The sequence below is a fragment of the Rhizobium sp. BK512 genome (assembly GCF_014194915.1).
GTDB lineage: Bacteria > Pseudomonadota > Alphaproteobacteria > Rhizobiales > Rhizobiaceae > Rhizobium.
Window position 1 is genome coordinate 361,947 of record NZ_JACIAS010000005.1, and the last position, 18,204, is coordinate 380,150.

The window sequence follows — 18,204 nt, forward strand, 5'->3', positions numbered from 1 at the left end:
CTGGCGCAGGACCGCTGGTCACCCGCGCCCGACGAAGGGCATCTTGGTCGCCATCACGGTCATCGTCAGCACGTTGGCGCTGAGCGGCAGGCCCGCCATATAGACGACCGCATCGGCGATATGTTTGGGATCAATCGTCTCCTCCACGGCAGTCGTGCCATTGGCCTGAAGAACGCCGGTGGCCATTCTTTTCGTCATGTCGCTTGCCGCATTGCCGATATCGATCTGGCCGCACGCAATATCGAATTCGCGACCGTCGAGAGCGGCCGATTTCGTCAGTCCGGTGATTGCATGCTTGGTCGCCGTATAGGGCGCGGAATTCGGACGTGGCGTCGTTGCCGAAACCGAGCCGTTGTTGATGATGCGGCCGCCACGCGGCATCTGACCCTTCATCAGCCTGAACGCCTGCTGCGTGCAGAGAAAGGCGCCCGTCAGATTGGCCGATACGACGGCGCTCCAGTCTTCGAAAGATACGTCCTCCAACGATATCCCCGGCGCCGAGACACCGGCATTGTTGACTAGGAGATCGAGGCGGCCATACCGATTTTCGATCGCATCGAACAATGCTCTGACTGAAAGCGGATCGCCGACATCGGCGCGGATTGCGGTAACTTCTGCACCTGTCTCGCTGGCGAGTTCGGCGGCGGCTTTTTCGAGAATCTCGGCGCGTCGCCCCGAAATGACCAGTTTGTAGCCCGCAGTCCCCAGTCCTTTTGCGATTGCGCGGCCAACGCCGGTGCCTCCGCCAGTCACAAGGGCAATCTTTGACTGCTCGCCGGAACTCCCGCTCATGCAACCCTCCCGCCGAGTTCGTCCTCGATATGCACCTGCAGGATCTCGTCGAAGCTCGTCTCCGCCGTAAAGCCGAGCTCGGACGCTCGCTTCGCATCGAATTGGGTCGGCCAGCCGGCGACGATCCGTTCGATCACCGGGTCACGCTCGCGCTTGATCAAGGCAACCGCCTTGTCGCCTGCAACCCGGCGCAGGGCATCGATTTCCTCCGAAACCAGCGCCGAGAGACCCGGCATGGTCAGATTGCGCCGCGACCCCACCTTTGCCGTATCGATTTTTGCAGCATGGACGAAGAAACCAACCGCCGCCCTCGGACTTGCGAACCAGTGCCGAACGCCATCGCCGACCGGCAGCACGGCCGGCTTGCCGGCGAGCGGCTCACGCAGAATATTGGAGAAGAAACCGGATGCGGCCTTGTTCGGTGCGCCAGGGCGCACGCAGATCGTCGGCAGGCGAATGCCGACGCCATCGAAAATCCCGCGACGCGAGTAGTCTGCAAGCAGCAACTCGGCGATGGCTTTCTGGGTTCCGTAACTTGTCAGGGGCGTGGAGAAGAACTCGTCCGGAATGACATCAGGGAAAGGCGTGCCGAACACGGCGATGGATGAAGCAAACACGACACGCGGCATATAGTCGGATTTCAGACCCTCTTGGCGGATTGCGTCGAACAGTGCGCGCGTCCCATCGAGATTGACGGCATAGCCCTTATCGAAATCCGCTTCCGCCTCGCCTGAAACGATCGCCGCCAGATGAAAGATCAGATCCGGCCGGGCCTCGATCAGCTTGTCGGCAACACCCGCCCGGGCAAGATCGAACGTCATGGCGTTTGACAGGGACTGAAGGGCTTCGGGTACCGGCGGCTGAAATGCATCGACCAGCGTCAATCGACTGATCGTAGTGCCGAGCGCGTCGGGTTCGCGGGCAATTCTTTCGACCAGCTTGCGGCCGACCATGCCTGCCGCACCCAAAATCATCACATGCATGTCTGCTTACCTCCCAGCGCCGCCGATCTCGTTCTTCGAGACGACCTCGTGTCAGATCGGAACCCGTTCTCCCCGGTTGGATTCCGCGCGTCACACCAAGCGCAACGCCATCTATTCCTTCAAGTTTTCCAAAGTCCGGACCGATACGCAGGAACGTTACCGACCAGATAAAATCAAACAAAACTGCAACCTGCAGGTCAACTTACCTTGCATGATCTGCGGGTGGTAGCAATCGAACATAAGTCTCATGTCTCCTTTGCCCAGTGCCTGTCAGCGAATAACAGTCATGCCCGGCAGGACGACGCCGCTCTTTTCGGCAAGGACCTTTGCCACGGCGGCATCATCCTCCTTGCCGAGACCGGCTTCGGCTGCCTGCTGGAACAGCGAGAGCGCAGTCGAAGCGAGCGGAGTGGCGGCGCCTGCCCGCTCTGCCTCGGAGGCGACGATGCCGAGATCCTTGACGAAGATGTCCACCGCCGAGCGCGGTGTATAGTCTCCCGAGACGATATGTTCGCCCCGGTTCTCGAACATCCAGGAGGAGCCTGCCGAAACCCGCAGGACCTCGTAAAGCGTCTTCAGGTCGATCCCGGTCTTGGCTGCAAACGTCATCGCCTCGGCCGTCACGGCGATATGCACCCCGGCCAGCAGTTGGTTGATCATCTTCACCTGCGAACCGGGGCCGGGCCTGTCCCCGAGCCGGAAGACCTTGCCGGAGACCGCATCGAGCGCCGGTTGTGCGCGCGCAAAAGCCTCCGGCGAGCCAGAGCCCATAACGACCATCTCGCCGGAAAGCGCCTTGGCGTGGCCGCCCGAAACCGGCGCATCGACGACAAGCATGCCGGCAGCTTCCAGTCGGTCGGCAATCGCGACTGTGGCGCTCGGCGCCATGGTGGCGCAAAGCAGAAAGACGGTGCCGGCGCGAGCCGTCTCCAGCGCACCGCCCGGCCCGAACAACACATCCTCGGCCTGACTGCTGTTGACGACGAACACGAACACCACATCGGCTTCCGCTGTCGCTTTGGACGGTGTCTCGCAGGTTTTGCCGCCCGCTTCCGAAAAGCGCTGCAACACATCCGATCGGACATCACATCCGTGGACGATAAAACCCGCCCTCAGAAGCGACAGGGCAGCGCCCCATCCCATCGATCCAAGGCCGATGACCGCTGCTGTCCGTATGTCCTGCACAGCTCCTCCTCCAACGTGGAATGCCAGCGTTGAGTACGGTGTTATCGATACCGGTATCGATAACAAGCCTCAATTTCGTAACATATGTCAAGCGTCGGCAATTCCTCTTTTTGCGAAATCGGCTTATGATTTATGCGCGTGTGCTGGTGTCGGCACTGATCGGGGGACCCCTTGGGGATACGCAAATCCACTCTGGAAGAGGTTGCCGCTGCGGCCGGCGTGAGCAAGATGACTGTATCCCGAGCGCTGCGTGGTGCACCTGACGTCTCCGCGCAAACTCGCCAGAGAGTGCTGACGGCGACGGAACAACTCGGTTACGTCGGCAATCGGCTTGCCCTTTCATTGTCGTCACAGAAAACCAATCTCGTCGCCGTCGTAGTCCCGAGCATGTCCAATATCGTCTTTCCCGAGGTGCTCACAGGCATTTCGACCGGGCTCGAAGGGTCCGGAATGCAGGCGGTCTTCGGGCTCTCAGACTACGATACGCGCAAGGAACGTGACGTTATCAGGGACATGCTGTCCTGGCGGCCGAGCGCCATTATCGTCACCGGCCTCGACCAGCCCGAAGATACGGTGAGAATACTGAAAAGCGCGGATATTCCCGTCATTCAGATCATGGATCTCGATGGTACGCCGATCGATTTCAATGTCGGCCTGTCGCACGGAAAGGCAGGCGAGGAAATGGCGAGAGCGCTGATTGCCTCCGGCCGAAAGCGTTTCGGCTATATCGGCAGTGCGCTGGAGCGGGACCTGCGTGCCGCAAAACGCAAGGCCGGCTTCGAGCGCGCCCTGCACGAAAGCGGTCTCGCCTTCATCGGGCAAAGGCTGGGTGACACCCTTTCCTCCGTCAGTCTCGGCAAATATCTGACACAGCAGTTGCTGCGTGACGAGCCGAACCTCGACTGCATCTATTATTCCAATGATGACATGGCCGCGGGGGGCGCATTTGCCGGCATCGAGGCTTCACGGACTGACGACATTCTGATGGCGGGTTTCAACGGCCTTGAACTCGCGGCTGCGCTTCCCGTGAGGATCGCTACATCCAAATCGCCGCGGCGTATGATCGGTGAAGTCGCAGCACGTCTGGCATGCGGCTCCATGGCGCCGGATATTCCGTCGAGCGGCAAGATCACCGCCTTCGTTCCCGAGATTACGGGTATTGTACCGGGCAACTCCGGTTCGTAACTCCGGTTTGCCAACCGACGTGGTTTTGCGGAGAGACGCGCTTGTCAATTTCAACGAATGCTGAGATTTAAATCAGGGAAGTCGATCTATATCCACGCGCGGCTTGCTATATCAGCATTGTCGATATAAATCGATATGTGATGCAGCATGGAGAAGCCATGGAACGCTCGTTTTTGACGATCGATGCCGGAGTCAATGACACCGTAATCAAAGCTCTCTCGGCGCCTGGGCGCCTGCAACTCCTTAAACTTTTGTGTTCAAAGGGTCCCATGAACGTCAACGACATGGCCCGGGCTCTGTCGCTGCCGCAGTCGACCGTCGCAACCGGAATTCAAATTCTGGAAGAGGTAGGACTGGTCGAATCCCGCCTCGCCAAAGGCCGGAAGGGCAATCAGAAGATCTGCTCCGCGGTTTATGACGAAATACTCATCAGCTTTGAGGACAAGTCCGTCAACAAGGCGGATGACGTCATCGAGGTCGAGATGCCGGTTGGGCTCTACACGAGCTGCGATATCCACGCCCCATGCGGCCTTTGCTCCAGTGACAGTGTAATCGGCTTGCTCGATGTTCCTGATTATTTCCTTGATCCACAGCGCATGCAGGCCGGTCTTGTGTGGTTCGGGAGGGGTTATGTCGAATACAAATTCCCGAACAATGCCAAGGTTTTGAACAAGGACGTGCGCGCCATTGAATTCTCGATGGAACTGTCTTCTGAAGTGCCTGGGACCAATCCCGATTGGCCCTCGGACATCACGATCTGGGTCAATGGAATACCGGTCGGCACCTGGACTTCTCCGGGCGATTACGGTGACAAGCGCGGTGCTCACACACCTGCCTGGTGGAAGCTGGAAGGCTCTCAGTACGGCAAGTTGAAGACCTGGCGTATCTCCACACGAGGCACATTCATCGACGGCATCTCAACCTCCAATGTCACGGTGGAAGACCTTGCTCTCGCGCAGCATTCCTCGATCCGCCTGCGGATCGGCATTGCCGAGAACGCCAGCCATACCGGTGGCGTCAACATATTTGGCCGTGGATTTGGGAATCATGGCCGCGACATTGTTATGCGCCTCTATATTTAACGAACAATATCGAAAATCCTGATTTTAAAGTCGCGAGAAATTTTTCTCCGGACAATGGAAATTGTTCCCTAAATTATTGTTAAATAACTATTATTTTTCACTGGCGGGCTGCCAACAACTCACACGCTGTTCGATTGACTCGCACTCATCAAGCTATCAAAATAGCTGCACAAGAACGAAGAAATCGATATTTACGGGAGGGTTCGTTGAAAGCGAATGTTGTTGTTCATCGCGATTTTCGGGTCGCGAGCATTGATCCCAGACTTTACAGTTCGTTCCTTGAGCACCTCGGGAGAGCCGTTTACGGCGGCATATACGAGCCAGGGCATCCGACAGCAGACGCGGACGGCTTCCGGCAAGACGTTATCGATCTCGTCCAGCAACTCGATACGCCCTACTGTCGTTACCCTGGCGGCAATTTCGTTTCCGCCTATGATTGGCAAGACGGCGTTGGTCCGCGTTCCGAACGTCCTGTCCGGCTGGATCTTGCCTGGCGTACCCGTGAAAGCAACCAAATCGGCGTCAATGAATTCGTCGACTGGTGCAAGAAGGCGAAGACGGAGCCCATGCTCGCCGTCAACCTCGGCTCACGCGGGCTGGATTCGGCCCGCAACTTCCTCGAATATTGCAACCATCCCAGCGGCACCTATTGGTCGGACCTGCGTCGCAAGCATGGTTGGGAAGCACCCCATAACGTCAAATTGTGGTGCCTCGGCAACGAAATGGATGGCCCCTGGCAGGTAGGACACAAGTCAGCGCACGAATATGGCCGGCTCGCCGACGAAACGGCAAAGGCCATGCGGAATTTCGACAAGTCGCTCGAACTCGTGGTCTGCGGCTCCTCACATTCCGATATGAAGACCTATCCGGATTGGGAAGCAGAGGTCCTCAACGAGTGCTATGACAGCGCCGACTATATTTCCCTGCATATGTATTTCGCAAACCGCGAGAAAAATACGCTCAACTACCTTGCCCGCACGACAAAGCTTGACCGTTACATTACCACGATCGGCGGTGTGATCGACTACATCAAGGCGAAGAAGCGGTCAAAGAAGACGATCGGGATTTCCTTCGACGAATGGAATGTCTGGTATCATTCCAACCAGCAGGACAAGGATATCCTAGCCAAAAACGAATGGCCCGATGCCCCACACCTTCTCGAGGACGTCTATAATTTCGAGGACGTGTTGCAGGTCGGCGGGATTCTCAACACCTTCATCCGCCGTTCGGATCGCGTGCGCATCGCCTGCATCGCCCAGCTCGTCAATGTCATCGCTCCGATCATGACCGAGAATGGTGGTCCGGCCTGGCGTCAGACGATCTATTATCCCTTCTACTTCGCGTCGAAATACGGCCGGGGATCAGCCCTGCAAATCATCACTGACGCGCCGACCTACGATTGCGACGAAGCGGACGATGTGCCCTATCTGGACACATCCGCAGTCCTTTCCGACGATGGCAAGACGCTGGCCTTCTTTATCGTCAACCGTCATCCGCAAAGCGCGCTTGATCTCGACGCCCGGCTGGACGGCTTTGCCAATGCCCGTGTGCTCGAGCAGCTGGAGATGACGCATCCTGACCTGCAGGCGGTCAACACGGCACGGCAGCCGGAGACGGTTGCTCCAATCAAGGTCGAGAACGCGAAAGTCGAGGACGGCAGATTGCGCGCGAGCCTGAAGCCTCAGTCCTACAGCGTCATCCGGCTTTCGGTCTGACGCCATTCCGGCCATCACTCTCGTGCTGGCCTGGAGAATATCCGCTCGCTGCGAGGAGGCAGCCGAGCCGGAGAAATGGTTCGCAGAAGCACCTGACCTGACAAGTGCAAGTCCCGATGCCACTGCGAACCCTAAAACCGCGACGTCCCATGCGTCCATTGCGGCCGCGCTCTCGTCGCATTCAAAGGGAGGAGATAATGCAGCATTGGAAGAAGCTTGCATTCGGCGTCGCCTTGGCGACGCTCGGCCTTATGGCCGCGGCTAAGGCGGATGACTATAAATCCTTGCCTCGCAAGGACACTCTCATCGTCGAAAACCCGGAAGGCACCATCAAGAACCCCGGCTGGTTCAATATTTGGGTCAACGGCGGCGGCGGTGTTTCGACCGGCCTGCAGCAGTTGACCATGGACACGCTCTGGTACATCGATCCGGAAAAAGGCCTCGGCGGCTCGACCTGGGACAATTCCCTTGCCGCCGACAAACCGCAATACAATGCCGACTTCACCGAGATGACGGTGAAACTGCGCAAGGGGCTCTACTGGAGCGACGGCGTGGAATTCACCGCTGACGACCTGGTCTACACGGTCAAGACGCAGATGGACCATCCCGGCATGGTCTGGAGTGCTGCCTTTTCCGTGCAGGTGGCGAGCGTCGAAGCGACCGATCCCTATACGGTCGTCTTCAAGCTGAAAAAGCCCAACTCCCGTTTTCATGCGATCTTCACCGTGCGTTGGAACGGTGCCTGGATCATGCCGAAGCACGTCTTCGAAAAGATCGCCGATCCGGTTCGCTATGACTTCGCCAACCCCGTCTCACTGGGCGCCTACAAGCTGAAGACCTATGACCCCCAGGGCAAATGGTACACATGGGAGAAGCGCGACGACTGGCAGCGGACTTCGCTTGGCCGGTTCGGCGAGCCTGCTCCAAAATATGTAACCTATGTCGACCCAGGCCCGCCGGATAAACGCACCATCGCCCAGCTCGAGCACAATCTCGATATCATCCACGACAATACGCCGGAAGGCATGTTCACGCTCAAGGAAAAGTCGAAGAGCGTCGATAGCTGGTTCCCGGGCTTCCCCTTTGCTCATCCGGACCCGACGCTTCCGGCTGTCATTTTCAATACGCAGGATCCGACCTTCCAGAACCCGGATGTCCGCTGGGCATTGGCGCTGCTGATCGATATCAAGGCCGTGGACATGGCGAGCTATCGCGGTGCGGCCACGCTATCGGCACTCGGTGTACCGCCAACGGCCATTGCCATGACGGACTATCAGGCTCCTCTGCAGGATTGGCTGAAGGACTTCGAGATCGATACGGGCAAGCGCAAGATCAAGCCTTACGATCCGACAGTTGGCCAGCAGATCGCCGATATCCTGCGTAAGCAGCCGAAATACAAGGATCAGATCCCGACGGACCCGGCCGCCATCAATAGCGCGTTCGGCTATGGCTGGTGGAAACCGGATCCGCAGGCAGCTGCCGAACTGCTGGAAAAAGCAGGCTTCAAGAAGACCGGCGGCAAATGGATGACCCCGGACGGCCAGCCGTTCAAGATCCGGATGACCGTCGAGGGCGACACCCGCTCCGTCTTCACCCGGGCCGGAACGCTCATCGCACAGCAATGGGCCTCTTTCGGCATCGACGCCAAAGCCGTACCGGTCACGAAACTCTGGCAGGTTGCGCTGCAGCCCGGCGACTATCAGGTAGCGATTGCCTGGAGCGTGGAAACCTGGGGCGGCGATCCCGATCTGTCGTTCTTCCTCGACAGCTGGCACTCACAGTTCGTGGCAAAGAAGGGTGAGAACCAGCCGCCACGCAACTGGCAGCGCTGGAGCAATCCGGAACTCGACAAGATCATCGAAAGCATTCGCGGCATCGGCGCCGACGATCCGAAGGGCCTTGAGCTCGGCAAGGATTATCTCAAGCTGGTCGCCCGCGAAATGCCGACGATACCGCTGATGTCCTATAACGTCTTCACCTCGATGGACACGACCTATTGGACCGGTTACCCGACGATATCAGACCCTTATACCGATCCGGTACCGAACTGGGCGAATTCCCGGTTGATGATGGTCAAATTGAAACCGGCACAACCGAAATAATCCTCCCACCGCCGGCGCGGCCCTTTCGCGCCGGCCCCCTTATCGGCGGGCAATCTGCCCGTCGATCCTTTCGATGAAGGGACCCAGAGAGGAACCACCACCCTATGACGTCCTATCTGATCTTTGTGCTGAAGCGGTTCGGTCAGTTTCTGCTCGTCGTATTTCTTGGCGTGACCATAACATTCTTCGTCACCCACCTGACCCCGATCGATCCGGTCGAAGAGAGCATAGGCTCCATAACGCAGATGGGGCAATCCGATCCAAACGCGATCGAACTGATGCGCCAGTCGCTTCGGGAGCTTTACGGACTGAATGGCTCGATCTGGCAGCAATACCTGCATTTCTGGCTTCGGCTCGCGACAGGTGACCTCGGTCCCTCGCTCTCGGCCTTCCCCACACCAGTCTCGACCATCATCATGCGTTCCCTGCCCTGGACGATCGGTCTGATGACGGTCTCGACGCTGATTACCTTCGTGCTCGGCAACGCGATCGGTGCGCTTGCCGGTTACCACCGGAAGAACATGATCCTGAAAGGGATCAGTCTCGTCTTCATCGCGATGCTGCCGATCCCCTATTACATTCTTGCCTTCGTTCTGCTCATTGTCTTCGGTTATGTCTGGCCGATCCTGCCGATCAATGGCGGCTATGAGATGAACGCCAATCTCGACCTGTCTTTCTCCCTTGTTATCGACATTCTCGAGCATTCCATCCTGCCCGCATTCTCGCTGATCCTCGTCGGCACCGGCAGCTGGTTGATCGGGATGCGTGCTCTGGTCTCCAACATCATCACGGAGGATTATGTGGTCTTTGCCGAGCTCGGCGGCGTGCCGAAGCGGCGCATCCTGCGCTCCTATATCGCCCGCAACGCCATGGTGCCGCAGTTTACGGGCTTGGCGATGTCGCTCGGCGCTATCTTCAACGGCACGGTCATTACCGAGATCGTCTTCGGCTATCCCGGCATCGGAAACCTGCTGATATCAGCCGTCCATGCCGGCGACTACAGCCTCGTGCTCGGCCTCAGCGCCTTGTCGATCGTCGGCGTCGCGGCCGCCGTCTTCATCATCGACATCCTGAGCCCGCTCATCGATCCGCGCATCAAGGTGGAGTAGGCCATGTTCACGATCCTGCGCGACCTGACGCGCCACAACATGGAATTCCTGAGCGGCCTGGCACTCTTTGCCGTCATCGTGGGCCTGGTCATCCTGTCCTATTTCTCGCCCTATGGCGCCACGGACATCTATCTCCTGCCGCCCGATATGCCGCCGGACGGAGACTATTGGCTGGGCACTACGTCGCGCGGCCAGGACGTCTTCTGGCAGCTGACGACTGCGCTGCGCAACACGCTCTATTTCGGTATCGGCGTCGCCTTCCTGTCTCGCATCATATCGCTCGTCGTTGGCCTGGTCGCTGGTTATGCCGGCGGCGTGGTTGACCGGGTCCTCATGGCGATCAACGACAGCGTCATGGTCATCCCGCAATTTCCGCTGCTGATCCTGTTCTATTTTGTGCTGAAGGACAGCATGACCTGGACAGCCCTCATCGTCATCATGGCGGCTCTCGGCTGGTCCTATGATGCGAGGCTCATCCGTTCTGTTGCGATCAGCCTTAAAACGCGGCCCTTTACCACTCAGAGCGTCTATTCCGGCATGAGCATGCGCAAGATCCTCGTCGAGGAGCATTTGCCCTATGTCCTGCCGATCGTCTTTGCCACGACGATGAACAACATGATCTGGTCTATCGGGATGGAGATCACATTGTCGGTTCTCGGCTTCACCGACATCGAGACCCCGACCATGGGCATGATGATCTATTGGGCCAACGCCCATTCGGCGCTCATCGCCGGCACCTGGTGGTGGGTGGCTGCACCCGTTGCCGTCATCGTCGTTCTCTTCCTGGCACTGTTTCTCCTGTCCATGTCGATGAACGAATACAACGATCCGCGCAGCCGGCTGGACCGGATGGGAGGTTAGCCATGGATGCCCTGGTCGAAGTCCAGAACCTGAAAGCCTATTACCGTGCCTTCCTTTTTGGCGTCGATCGCGAAGTGCGCGCAGTCGACGACATTACCCTTACGATCGGTCGCGGTGAAATCTATGGGGTCGCCGGCGAATCCAGCAGCGGCAAGACGACGCTGATCAAGACGATTGCCGGTGCGATCCGGCCACCGCTCAAGGTCGTATCGGGCAAAGTCGTCTTCCATTTTGCCGGCGGTACGCAGGACATATACGCCATGACGCCGGACGAACGGATGGCGCTTCGCTGGCTGCATCTGTCCTACATCATGCAGGGCTCAATGAATGTGCTGAACCCGGTTCGGCGCATCCATCACTCCTTCACCGATTTCGCCTTGCGTCACATGAAAGTCGGCAAGAGTGAGTTCTTCGCGAAAGTCGGCTCGCATCTCCAGAGATTGAAACTCGATCCGCATCTGCTCCAGGCCTATCCGCATGAACTCTCCGGGGGCATGCGCCAACGCATGACGATCGCGCTCGCGACGATCCTGACGCCCGAGTTCATCATTGCCGACGAGCCGACAACGGCGCTCGACGTCATCGTACAGCGCGACGTGCTGTCGATGATCCGCGAAATCCAGCATGAAATAGGCTCCTCCTTCTTGTTCGTCACCCATGACATGGGTGTGCATGCGACGGTTTCTGACCGTATCGGCATCGTCTATGCCGGGCGTCTCGTCGAGGAAGCGCCGACCCGCAAGCTCTTTGCGCTGCCGCTGCATCCTTATACGCAGCATCTGGTCGGCAGCCTGCCGCGAATCGGCGATGCGAAGGCCCGGCCTTCGCTCGAGGGGCGTCCGCCGAACCTTGCCATGCCGCCTGAAGGCTGTCGGTTCCATCCGCGCTGCCCGAAGCGGATGGAGATCTGTTCGCAAAAGGTCCCGCCGATGATCACGGTTGAGCCGGACCGGCGAGTGGCTTGCTTTGCGGTTACGGGAGATCAGGCTTGAACGCTCTTCTCACTCTCTCTCATGTCACGAAAATCTACCGTCAGGGCGGCATGCTAGGCCGCCGGCAGATCGTGGCGGTCAAGGATGTCAGCTTCGAGATCGGCAGCGAACCGGCGATTCTCTCCATCGTCGGAGAATCGGGTTCGGGAAAATCGACGATTGCAGCAATGATCCTCGGCCAGACGGCACCCACGCAAGGCATACTTCATTTTCGTGGGAAAGCGGTGGCCCTGCACGGCAAGGCGGAGCGTCGCGCCTTCATGAGGGAAGTGCAGCCAGTCCTGCAGAACCCCTTCGAAGCCTTTAATCCGCTCAAGCGCGTGGATCGCTACCTCTTCGAAACAGCGCGGAACTTCTCGGCCGGCGCCGGCAAGTCGGATCGCCAACAGATCGAACGATTGGCCGATGAGGCTCTCGGCCATGTGGGGCTCAGTCTTGCGGAAGTGAAGGGCCGGTTTCCGCATGAACTGTCCGGAGGACAGCTACAGCGCGTCGCAATTGCCCGTGCCCTGATCCCGCAGCCACGTCTGCTCATCGCCGACGAGCCGGTATCGATGGTTGACGCGTCCCTGCGCATGGCAATCGTCAATCTCTTCGATCAATTGAAACGCGAGCTTGGACTTTCGATCGTCTACATCACGCATGATCTCGCCACCGCCTACTATATCAGCGACCGGATTATCATCATGCGCAAGGGCGAGATCGTCGAGCAGGGCGAGGCACGCAAGGTCCTAGACAATCCCCAGCACTCCTACTCGCGTGCATTGAAGGAAGCCGTGCTGAGCGCCGATTTCGCTGAGGCGCCCTAGCGCGCGAGCGGTGACGGAAGTGCTTCACCTGTGGAACCCTGCCTCAGATCGTGAGTGCATTCGCTTGCATTACTCAAACCATCGATGAGCATCGCAACCCGCCCGCCGAAATCCGCTGGTTGGGACTTAAAATTTAGATTGAAGCGACGTTCGGAAGATTGCGGTGGGCGCTCTCAGGCACCGCCGTGATGCCATCTGCAGGCAGGAAAGGACCGCCCCTGGAAAGGCAACCCCCGCATTCTGCGAGGATTGCCTGATCATCAAACCAAAAGAACAAGCCGTGCCGTGAGTGCAGGCTCAGGCTGCCTTGGCGATATCGTCGCTGTGGCGGATTTCCGTGCCGAGCACCTTCAGGCATTCGCGGATGAATGCCGCAAGTGCGGTCCATCCCTTCGCGGAAACCATGGTGCCATCGACATAGGCTTCGGTCGGCGACAGATCGATATAGGTACCGCCTGCAAGCGTGACCTCCGGCTCGCAAGCCCCGAGGGCACCGACCTTCTTGCCGCGAACCACACCGTCGACGGCAATCAGAATCTGGACGCCGTGGCAAATCGTAAAGATCGGCTTCTGCTTCTCGTGAAAATGCCGCACGATTGCCTGGACGCGTTTATCGGTGCGGATATATTCGGGGCCGCGACCGCCTGCGCAGTAGACCGCATGATATTGATCGAGCTGCGCCTCGGCCTCAGAGAAGGTCTTGTTGATCGTGAAGAAGTGCCCGAGCTTTTCTGTATATGTCTGATCGCCCTCGAAATCGTGGAGCGAGGTCTTGATCAGATCGCCAGCCTTCTTGTCGGGGCAGATCACGTGGACCGTATGGCCGACTGCCTCCATCGCCTGCTGATAGACATAGATTTCATATTCCTCGGTGAATTCACCGGTCAGCATCAGTATCTTCTTACCAGGCATGATTTACTCCTCTTCTTCATGCAATGGGGCGGCGGCTGCGGCCGCCCCCGGTTTCGGTCTCATCAGAACGGAGAGTCGGGGAAATAGTATTCCTTGGCATTCTCCTGCGTGATCAGCGGCGCATCCAGCTTGACAGTGCCTCGCACCGGCGCCTGGCCGACAATATTGGCAACGGTCATGTAGATGGCGGTCTTGATCATGGACGGCGGATAGGGTGTCTCGACCGGCGTCATCGGATCGCCGTCGATAACCTTCTTGACGATGTCCTTCATGCCATTGCCGCCGAGGGCAAGCTTGATGTCCTTGCGACCCGATTCCTTGACAGCCTCGAGCACACCGAGAAGCATGTCGTCATCATTTGCCCAGACAGCATCGATCTGCGGGTATTTGGCAAGATAGTCCTGCATCAGCTTGAAGGCGTCATCACTGTTCCAGTTCGCGTACTGGATGTCCAGAATCTTGAGATCGGTTCCCTTGATGGCATCCTGAAAGCCCTGGATGCGTTCATCGTCGATGACGGTCGGAATGCCGCGCAAGACGACGAGGTTGCCTTTGCCGCCCAGCTTGTCGATCATGAATTTCGCCGTATTGCGGCCAACCGCGATGTTGTCGCCGGCAAGGTAGAGGTCCTGGATGGACTGGTCGTTCAGGCCACGGTCCACGACGGTGATGAAGGTGCCGGCATCCTTGACCGCCTTGACCGGTGTCGTCAGTTCCTCCGACGTATAGGGCAGGATGACCAGCGCATCGAGCTTGCGTCCTGCGGACAGATCTTCAAGCGCACTCACCTGCGCCGTTGCCGAAGGCGAGGTCTTCACGACGACCTCGACATTTGGAAAGGCGGCATTGACTTCCTTGGCGGCAGCCTGTGCATGATAGACGATGCCCGCCGTCCAGCCATGGTCAGCTGCCGGGATCGACACGGCGACAACCTTCTTGTCTGCCGAAAGGGCCTGACCGGCGAGCAGCACCGTACTGACGGCCAGGGCCGCAATCCATTTTCTAGACATTCATTCCTCCCAGAATCGGACCACAAACATCAATCCGCGCGGTCCGGACGCGGTTACTTCGAGAACCTTTGAATGAGCATGGCGATGATGATGATGACACCCTGAACGCCGGCGACGAGATATTCGGATACGAAATCCGAGAGCACCATCAGGTTGGCGATGAGTTCGAGGATCACCGCTCCGGCGACCGTGCCCCAAACATGGCCCTTGCCACCGCGCAGGGCAGTTCCGCCGATGACGACCGCAGTGATGACCTGCAATTCCCATAACACGCCGGTGGTCGGCGTCGCCGCTCCGAGGCGCGGCACATAGCAGATCGCAGCGATCGCAACACATACGCCCTGCATCGCGTAGGCGATCGTGCGCGTCTTGATGATGGAAATTCCTGAGTAGCGGGCCACGTCCTCATTCGCGCCAACGGCAGCGCATTTCCGGCCGTACTTCATCTTGTAGAGGATGAAGGAAGCGATAGCGGCAACGGCAATCGAAATGAGGATCGGAAAGGGAATACCGCCAAAGGTGCCGAAGTAGACAGGCCGATAGGCATCGCGGAGGCTGCGATCGATCGGGATCGTTCCGCCATCCGACATATAGGTGATGAGGGCGCGGAAGATCCCCATGGTACCGAGTGTCGCGATAAAGGGCTCTATCTTTCCGACGGTAACGATCAGCCCGTTCATCAGCCCGCAGATGAGCCCGACGACAAGCGCGATAGCCATGCCGGCGGGTATTGCCAGGACACCCCAGTCGGCAGCCATCCTGTTCATGAACATGATGGTTATGCCCGTGATGAATGCGGCCATCGAACCGACCGAAAGATCCAGTCCGCCGGATGAGATGACGAAGGTCGCACCGACAGCGATGATCGCGATGAAGGCGCTTCGCGTGATCACATTGCCGAGATTGGTCGCCGAGAGGAAATCCTGGTTGATCGAAAAACCGATCAGCAGCAGCGCCACAAGCGCAAGGAACGGGCCGACATCCGACCAGCCGATGTTCCATTCCCGCTCCGGCCGAACCGGCGTCGAACCTGTAATCACACTCATTGTCTTCCTCCCTGCTTCGCCGCAACCTTCGTCTCGCTGGTGGCAAGAAGCGCAATCTCATGTTCCGTCATTCTGTCGCCCGTCACCTCTCCCGTGATGCGCCCCTCCCGCATCACAAGAATCCGGTCGCAGATTCCGATCAGCTCCTGCATTTCGGACGAGATGACGATGCAGGTCCTGCCTTCTGCGACGAGGCGCTCGATGAAGGCGTAGATCTGGGCCTTGTTCGCGATGTCGATCCCGCGCGTCGGCTCGTCGATGACGACGACCGAAGGGTCGGTGAGAAGCACCTTGGCGAGCAGAAGCTTCTGCTGGTTGCCTCCGGAGAGCTGACCCGCCTTGACGGCATAACTTTTCAGGCGGATGTCGTAGGTGTTGACGGCTTCGACGAGCGCGCTCTGCTCACGACGGCGGCGCATCAGAAGGCCGGGATGAAATCTGCCGAGGGCGGACAGCGTGAGGTTCGGCGCAAGCCGCTCCTGCAGCAGCAGGCCCTTGCCTTTGCGATCCTCGGTCAGGTAGCCGATGCCGGCATCCATCGCTGCCCGGGGACGCCTGATATCAATCGCCCTGCCCTGCAGTTTTACGGTTCCGGTGGCAGGGCGCAGGCCCATGATGCCCTCGAACACCTCGGTGCGGCCGGCACCGATCATGCCGGCGAATCCGAGGACTTCGCCTCTATGGGCGGTAAACGAGATGTCGCTTGCGTAGCCGGGAACGCCGAGGTCTCGGACTTCCAGCATCGCCTGCAGGGCTGGCTTTACGGTCTTCTCGGGATAAAGCGCGGCGAGATCGCGCCCAACCATCAGCCGCGCCATGTCCATCTGCGTCAGGCTATGACCGGGATATGTGCCGACCATCTTGCCGTCTCTAAGCACCGTCACCTTGTCGGCAAGCCGCTGGACTTCATCGAGGCGATGGCTGATGTAGAGTACGGCAGCACCCTGCTCCTTCAGCTGAAGGATGATGGCAAGCAGGCGCTCGACCTCCTCGCCCGTCAGGACTGCAGTCGGTTCGTCGAAAATGACAAGCTTGTAGTCGTCGAGGAGCGCACGTGCGATCTGCACGAGCTGGCGATCCGCAAGCGAAATGTCGCGCACCAAAGCATTTGGCGATACGTGACATCCAAGGTCGTGAAGTTTTTCGACGGCCAGACGCCGCATCGTCCGATCATCGACCAGGCCATGACGCATCAGTTCGCGGCCGAGGAAAAGATTTTCGGCGACAGTCAGGGCGTCGGCAAGCAGGATCTCCTGGTGCACCAGAACAATACCCGCTTCCTGCGCCTGCTCAGGCTTTGAGAACCCGACCTTGCGGCCGCCCATCGACAGCGTTCCTGCAGTGGGCTCGGCGTAACCGGAAAGGAGCCGCATGAATGTCGACTTGCCGGCGCCATTCTCGCCGATGATGGCATGGATCTCGCCGGGCAAGATATCGAGCGTGACTTCCGAGAGTACGGTGACAGGTCCGTACTGCTTCGACATGCCCTCTGCACGAAGGACCGGATGAGAGACGAGGCCGTCTTTCTCGGACACCACGCTCCTCCCCTTCCTCTCCATGGTCATGACGCTCGACATTGCCCGCCTCTCAATCGAAGGCCGGCACGAGCCGGTCCCGTGAATGTTCGAGATGGGTTCTCATTGCCTTCTCGGCAGCCGATGGGTCACCCGCAGCAAATGCGGAGAGAAGCGCCTCGTGCTCGTCCAACGCCTCTTCGGTGACGCGGGAATGGAACATCAGTCGAAAGATGTGAAAATGCGTGTGCTGGTGGCTGAGAGTTTGGCGAATGAGCTCGTTGCCGGCAAATTCCATGATCCTGTCATGGAAAACGGCGTCCTGCCGCGCGAAGGTGGAATAGCGCAGCCGTTCATCAGCCCCCTCCCGGCGTCCCATGACGCCGGCCGCCTCCCTGAGGATAGCGAGCTTTTCATCGTCCATTGCCCTTGCCGCCCTCGCAGCACCGTCGGGCTCGAGAAGCAACCGCAAGTGATAGAGCTCATCGAAGCGACGATGGGTAATCTGCGGAGCAGCGCTGTAACCGATAAGATGCGTCTTGACGACGAGCCCCTCTCCCTCGAGGCGGCCGAGCGCCTCGCGGATCGGGGTCTGGGAAACATTGAATTCCTTGACCAGATTATCGACGGTGATGCGCGCACCCGGAGCAATCTTAAGAGACATGAGCTGCGCAAAAATCACCTCGTAGACGCTGTCCGCGAGACTGTTGCTGCGCTGTATGAAACCACTCGGATCAGGCGTGGCATTGAGCATCATCGTATTCCGGCCCTGTATTTCTTTTGCCTCTTGACAGGAACAATCGCTAACACGATGCTCGGCGATATGCAATCCCATATCCTATAGGATTTTATATCGGAGGTTTCATGAGGGTCATTTGGATAAGCGCGAAGGAAATCGCGCGCCAAT

Annotated in this window: 16 protein-coding genes; 8 read left to right on the plus strand and 8 right to left on the minus strand. The window is 58.6% G+C overall.

Annotation, left to right across the window (positions count from 1 at the left end):
* Window positions 1–18: 18 nt before the first annotated feature.
* From FHX06_RS19660 to ltnD, 3 genes are all read right to left on the minus strand, one after another.
* Complete coding sequence (locus tag FHX06_RS19660; protein WP_183880545.1) at window positions 19–792, minus strand: SDR family oxidoreductase; 774 nt, start codon at window positions 790–792, stop codon at window positions 19–21.
* Window positions 789–1,775 carry a D-erythronate dehydrogenase gene (gene denD, locus FHX06_RS19665; RefSeq protein ID WP_113212252.1) on the minus strand — a complete coding sequence of 329 codons (987 nt, stop codon included), beginning with the start codon at window positions 1,773–1,775 and terminating at the stop codon, window positions 789–791. Before denD ends, FHX06_RS19660 begins: the two co-directional genes overlap by 4 nt.
* A gap of 270 nt (window positions 1,776–2,045) precedes the next feature.
* Window positions 2,046–2,960: an L-threonate dehydrogenase gene (ltnD, locus tag FHX06_RS19670; RefSeq protein WP_113212251.1), complete on the minus strand. Its 915-nt coding sequence runs from the start codon at window positions 2,958–2,960 to the stop codon at window positions 2,046–2,048.
* Window positions 2,961–3,188: 228 nt separating this feature from the next.
* Between ltnD and FHX06_RS19675 the strand changes: the two genes are divergently transcribed.
* From FHX06_RS19675 to FHX06_RS19710, 8 genes are all read left to right on the plus strand, one after another.
* Window positions 3,189–4,145 (plus strand): LacI family DNA-binding transcriptional regulator, encoded by a 957-nt coding sequence (locus FHX06_RS19675; RefSeq protein ID WP_246715604.1) that lies wholly within the window; start codon window positions 3,189–3,191, stop codon window positions 4,143–4,145.
* Between the two features lie 158 nt (window positions 4,146–4,303).
* Window positions 4,304–5,227 carry an ArsR/SmtB family transcription factor gene (locus tag FHX06_RS19680; RefSeq protein ID WP_018114644.1) on the plus strand — a complete coding sequence of 308 codons (924 nt, stop codon included), beginning with the start codon at window positions 4,304–4,306 and terminating at the stop codon, window positions 5,225–5,227.
* A 206-nt stretch (window positions 5,228–5,433) separates the two neighbouring features.
* Window positions 5,434–6,942: an alpha-N-arabinofuranosidase gene (locus FHX06_RS19685; RefSeq protein ID WP_183880547.1), complete on the plus strand. Its 1,509-nt coding sequence runs from the start codon at window positions 5,434–5,436 to the stop codon at window positions 6,940–6,942.
* A gap of 197 nt (window positions 6,943–7,139) precedes the next feature.
* Window positions 7,140–9,044, plus strand: a complete 1,905-nt coding sequence (locus FHX06_RS19690; RefSeq protein ID WP_113212248.1) for an ABC transporter substrate-binding protein — start codon at window positions 7,140–7,142, stop codon at window positions 9,042–9,044.
* Window positions 9,045–9,148: 104 nt separating this feature from the next.
* Window positions 9,149–10,153, plus strand: coding sequence for an ABC transporter permease (locus FHX06_RS19695; RefSeq protein WP_113116494.1), 1,005 nt, complete (start codon window positions 9,149–9,151; stop codon window positions 10,151–10,153).
* Window positions 10,154–10,156: 3 nt separating this feature from the next.
* Window positions 10,157–11,014 carry an ABC transporter permease gene (locus tag FHX06_RS19700; protein WP_183880549.1) on the plus strand — a complete coding sequence of 286 codons (858 nt, stop codon included), beginning with the start codon at window positions 10,157–10,159 and terminating at the stop codon, window positions 11,012–11,014.
* 2 nt (window positions 11,015–11,016) lie between these two features.
* On the plus strand, window positions 11,017–12,006 hold the full coding sequence (locus FHX06_RS19705; protein ID WP_113116495.1) for an ABC transporter ATP-binding protein: 990 nt from the start codon (window positions 11,017–11,019) through the stop codon (window positions 12,004–12,006).
* On the plus strand, window positions 12,003–12,815 hold the full coding sequence (locus FHX06_RS19710) for an ABC transporter ATP-binding protein (protein WP_113116496.1): 813 nt from the start codon (window positions 12,003–12,005) through the stop codon (window positions 12,813–12,815). The genes FHX06_RS19705 and FHX06_RS19710 overlap by 4 nt, the downstream gene beginning before the upstream one ends.
* 297 nt (window positions 12,816–13,112) lie before the next feature.
* Here FHX06_RS19710 and FHX06_RS19715 read toward each other — a convergent pair whose 3' ends face one another.
* The 5 genes from FHX06_RS19715 to FHX06_RS19735 form a co-directional block, all read right to left on the minus strand.
* Entirely contained in the window at window positions 13,113–13,727 is a 615-nt protein-coding gene (locus FHX06_RS19715; RefSeq protein WP_112972442.1) for a DJ-1/PfpI family protein, read from the minus strand.
* Between the two features lie 62 nt (window positions 13,728–13,789).
* Window positions 13,790–14,737 (minus strand): substrate-binding domain-containing protein, encoded by a 948-nt coding sequence (locus tag FHX06_RS19720; RefSeq protein ID WP_018114636.1) that lies wholly within the window; start codon window positions 14,735–14,737, stop codon window positions 13,790–13,792.
* 53 nt (window positions 14,738–14,790) lie between these two features.
* Window positions 14,791–15,783, minus strand: coding sequence for an ABC transporter permease (locus FHX06_RS19725; RefSeq protein WP_183880551.1), 993 nt, complete (start codon window positions 15,781–15,783; stop codon window positions 14,791–14,793).
* Window positions 15,780–17,267 (minus strand): sugar ABC transporter ATP-binding protein, encoded by a 1,488-nt coding sequence (locus tag FHX06_RS19730; protein ID WP_409564429.1) that lies wholly within the window; start codon window positions 17,265–17,267, stop codon window positions 15,780–15,782. Before FHX06_RS19730 ends, FHX06_RS19725 begins: the two co-directional genes overlap by 4 nt.
* A gap of 103 nt (window positions 17,268–17,370) precedes the next feature.
* Window positions 17,371–18,051 (minus strand): GntR family transcriptional regulator, encoded by a 681-nt coding sequence (locus FHX06_RS19735; RefSeq protein WP_018114633.1) that lies wholly within the window; start codon window positions 18,049–18,051, stop codon window positions 17,371–17,373.
* Window positions 18,052–18,204 lie beyond the last annotated feature (153 nt).

What these genes read in the sequence shown, in the direction of transcription:
- FHX06_RS19660 (WP_183880545.1), bottom strand. Translation starts at nt 792, where the DNA reads ATGAGCGGGAGTTCCGGCGAGCAGTCAAAGATTGCCCTTGTGACTGGC.
- denD (WP_113212252.1), bottom strand. Translation starts at nt 1,775, where the DNA reads ATGCATGTGATGATTTTGGGTGCGGCAGGCATGGTCGGCCGCAAGCTG.
- FHX06_RS19675 (WP_246715604.1), top strand. Translation starts at nt 3,189, where the DNA reads ATGACTGTATCCCGAGCGCTGCGTGGTGCACCTGACGTCTCCGCGCAA.
- FHX06_RS19680 (WP_018114644.1), top strand. Translation starts at nt 4,304, where the DNA reads ATGGAACGCTCGTTTTTGACGATCGATGCCGGAGTCAATGACACCGTA.
- FHX06_RS19690 (WP_113212248.1), top strand. Translation starts at nt 7,140, where the DNA reads ATGCAGCATTGGAAGAAGCTTGCATTCGGCGTCGCCTTGGCGACGCTC.
- FHX06_RS19695 (WP_113116494.1), top strand. Translation starts at nt 9,149, where the DNA reads ATGACGTCCTATCTGATCTTTGTGCTGAAGCGGTTCGGTCAGTTTCTG.
- FHX06_RS19700 (WP_183880549.1), top strand. Translation starts at nt 10,157, where the DNA reads ATGTTCACGATCCTGCGCGACCTGACGCGCCACAACATGGAATTCCTG.
- FHX06_RS19705 (WP_113116495.1), top strand. Translation starts at nt 11,017, where the DNA reads ATGGATGCCCTGGTCGAAGTCCAGAACCTGAAAGCCTATTACCGTGCC.
- FHX06_RS19715 (WP_112972442.1), bottom strand. Translation starts at nt 13,727, where the DNA reads ATGCCTGGTAAGAAGATACTGATGCTGACCGGTGAATTCACCGAGGAA.
- FHX06_RS19720 (WP_018114636.1), bottom strand. Translation starts at nt 14,737, where the DNA reads ATGTCTAGAAAATGGATTGCGGCCCTGGCCGTCAGTACGGTGCTGCTC.
- FHX06_RS19725 (WP_183880551.1), bottom strand. Translation starts at nt 15,783, where the DNA reads ATGAGTGTGATTACAGGTTCGACGCCGGTTCGGCCGGAGCGGGAATGG.
- FHX06_RS19730 (WP_409564429.1), bottom strand. Translation starts at nt 17,267, where the DNA reads ATGTCGAAGCAGTACGGACCTGTCACCGTACTCTCGGAAGTCACGCTC.
- FHX06_RS19735 (WP_018114633.1), bottom strand. Translation starts at nt 18,051, where the DNA reads ATGCTCAATGCCACGCCTGATCCGAGTGGTTTCATACAGCGCAGCAAC.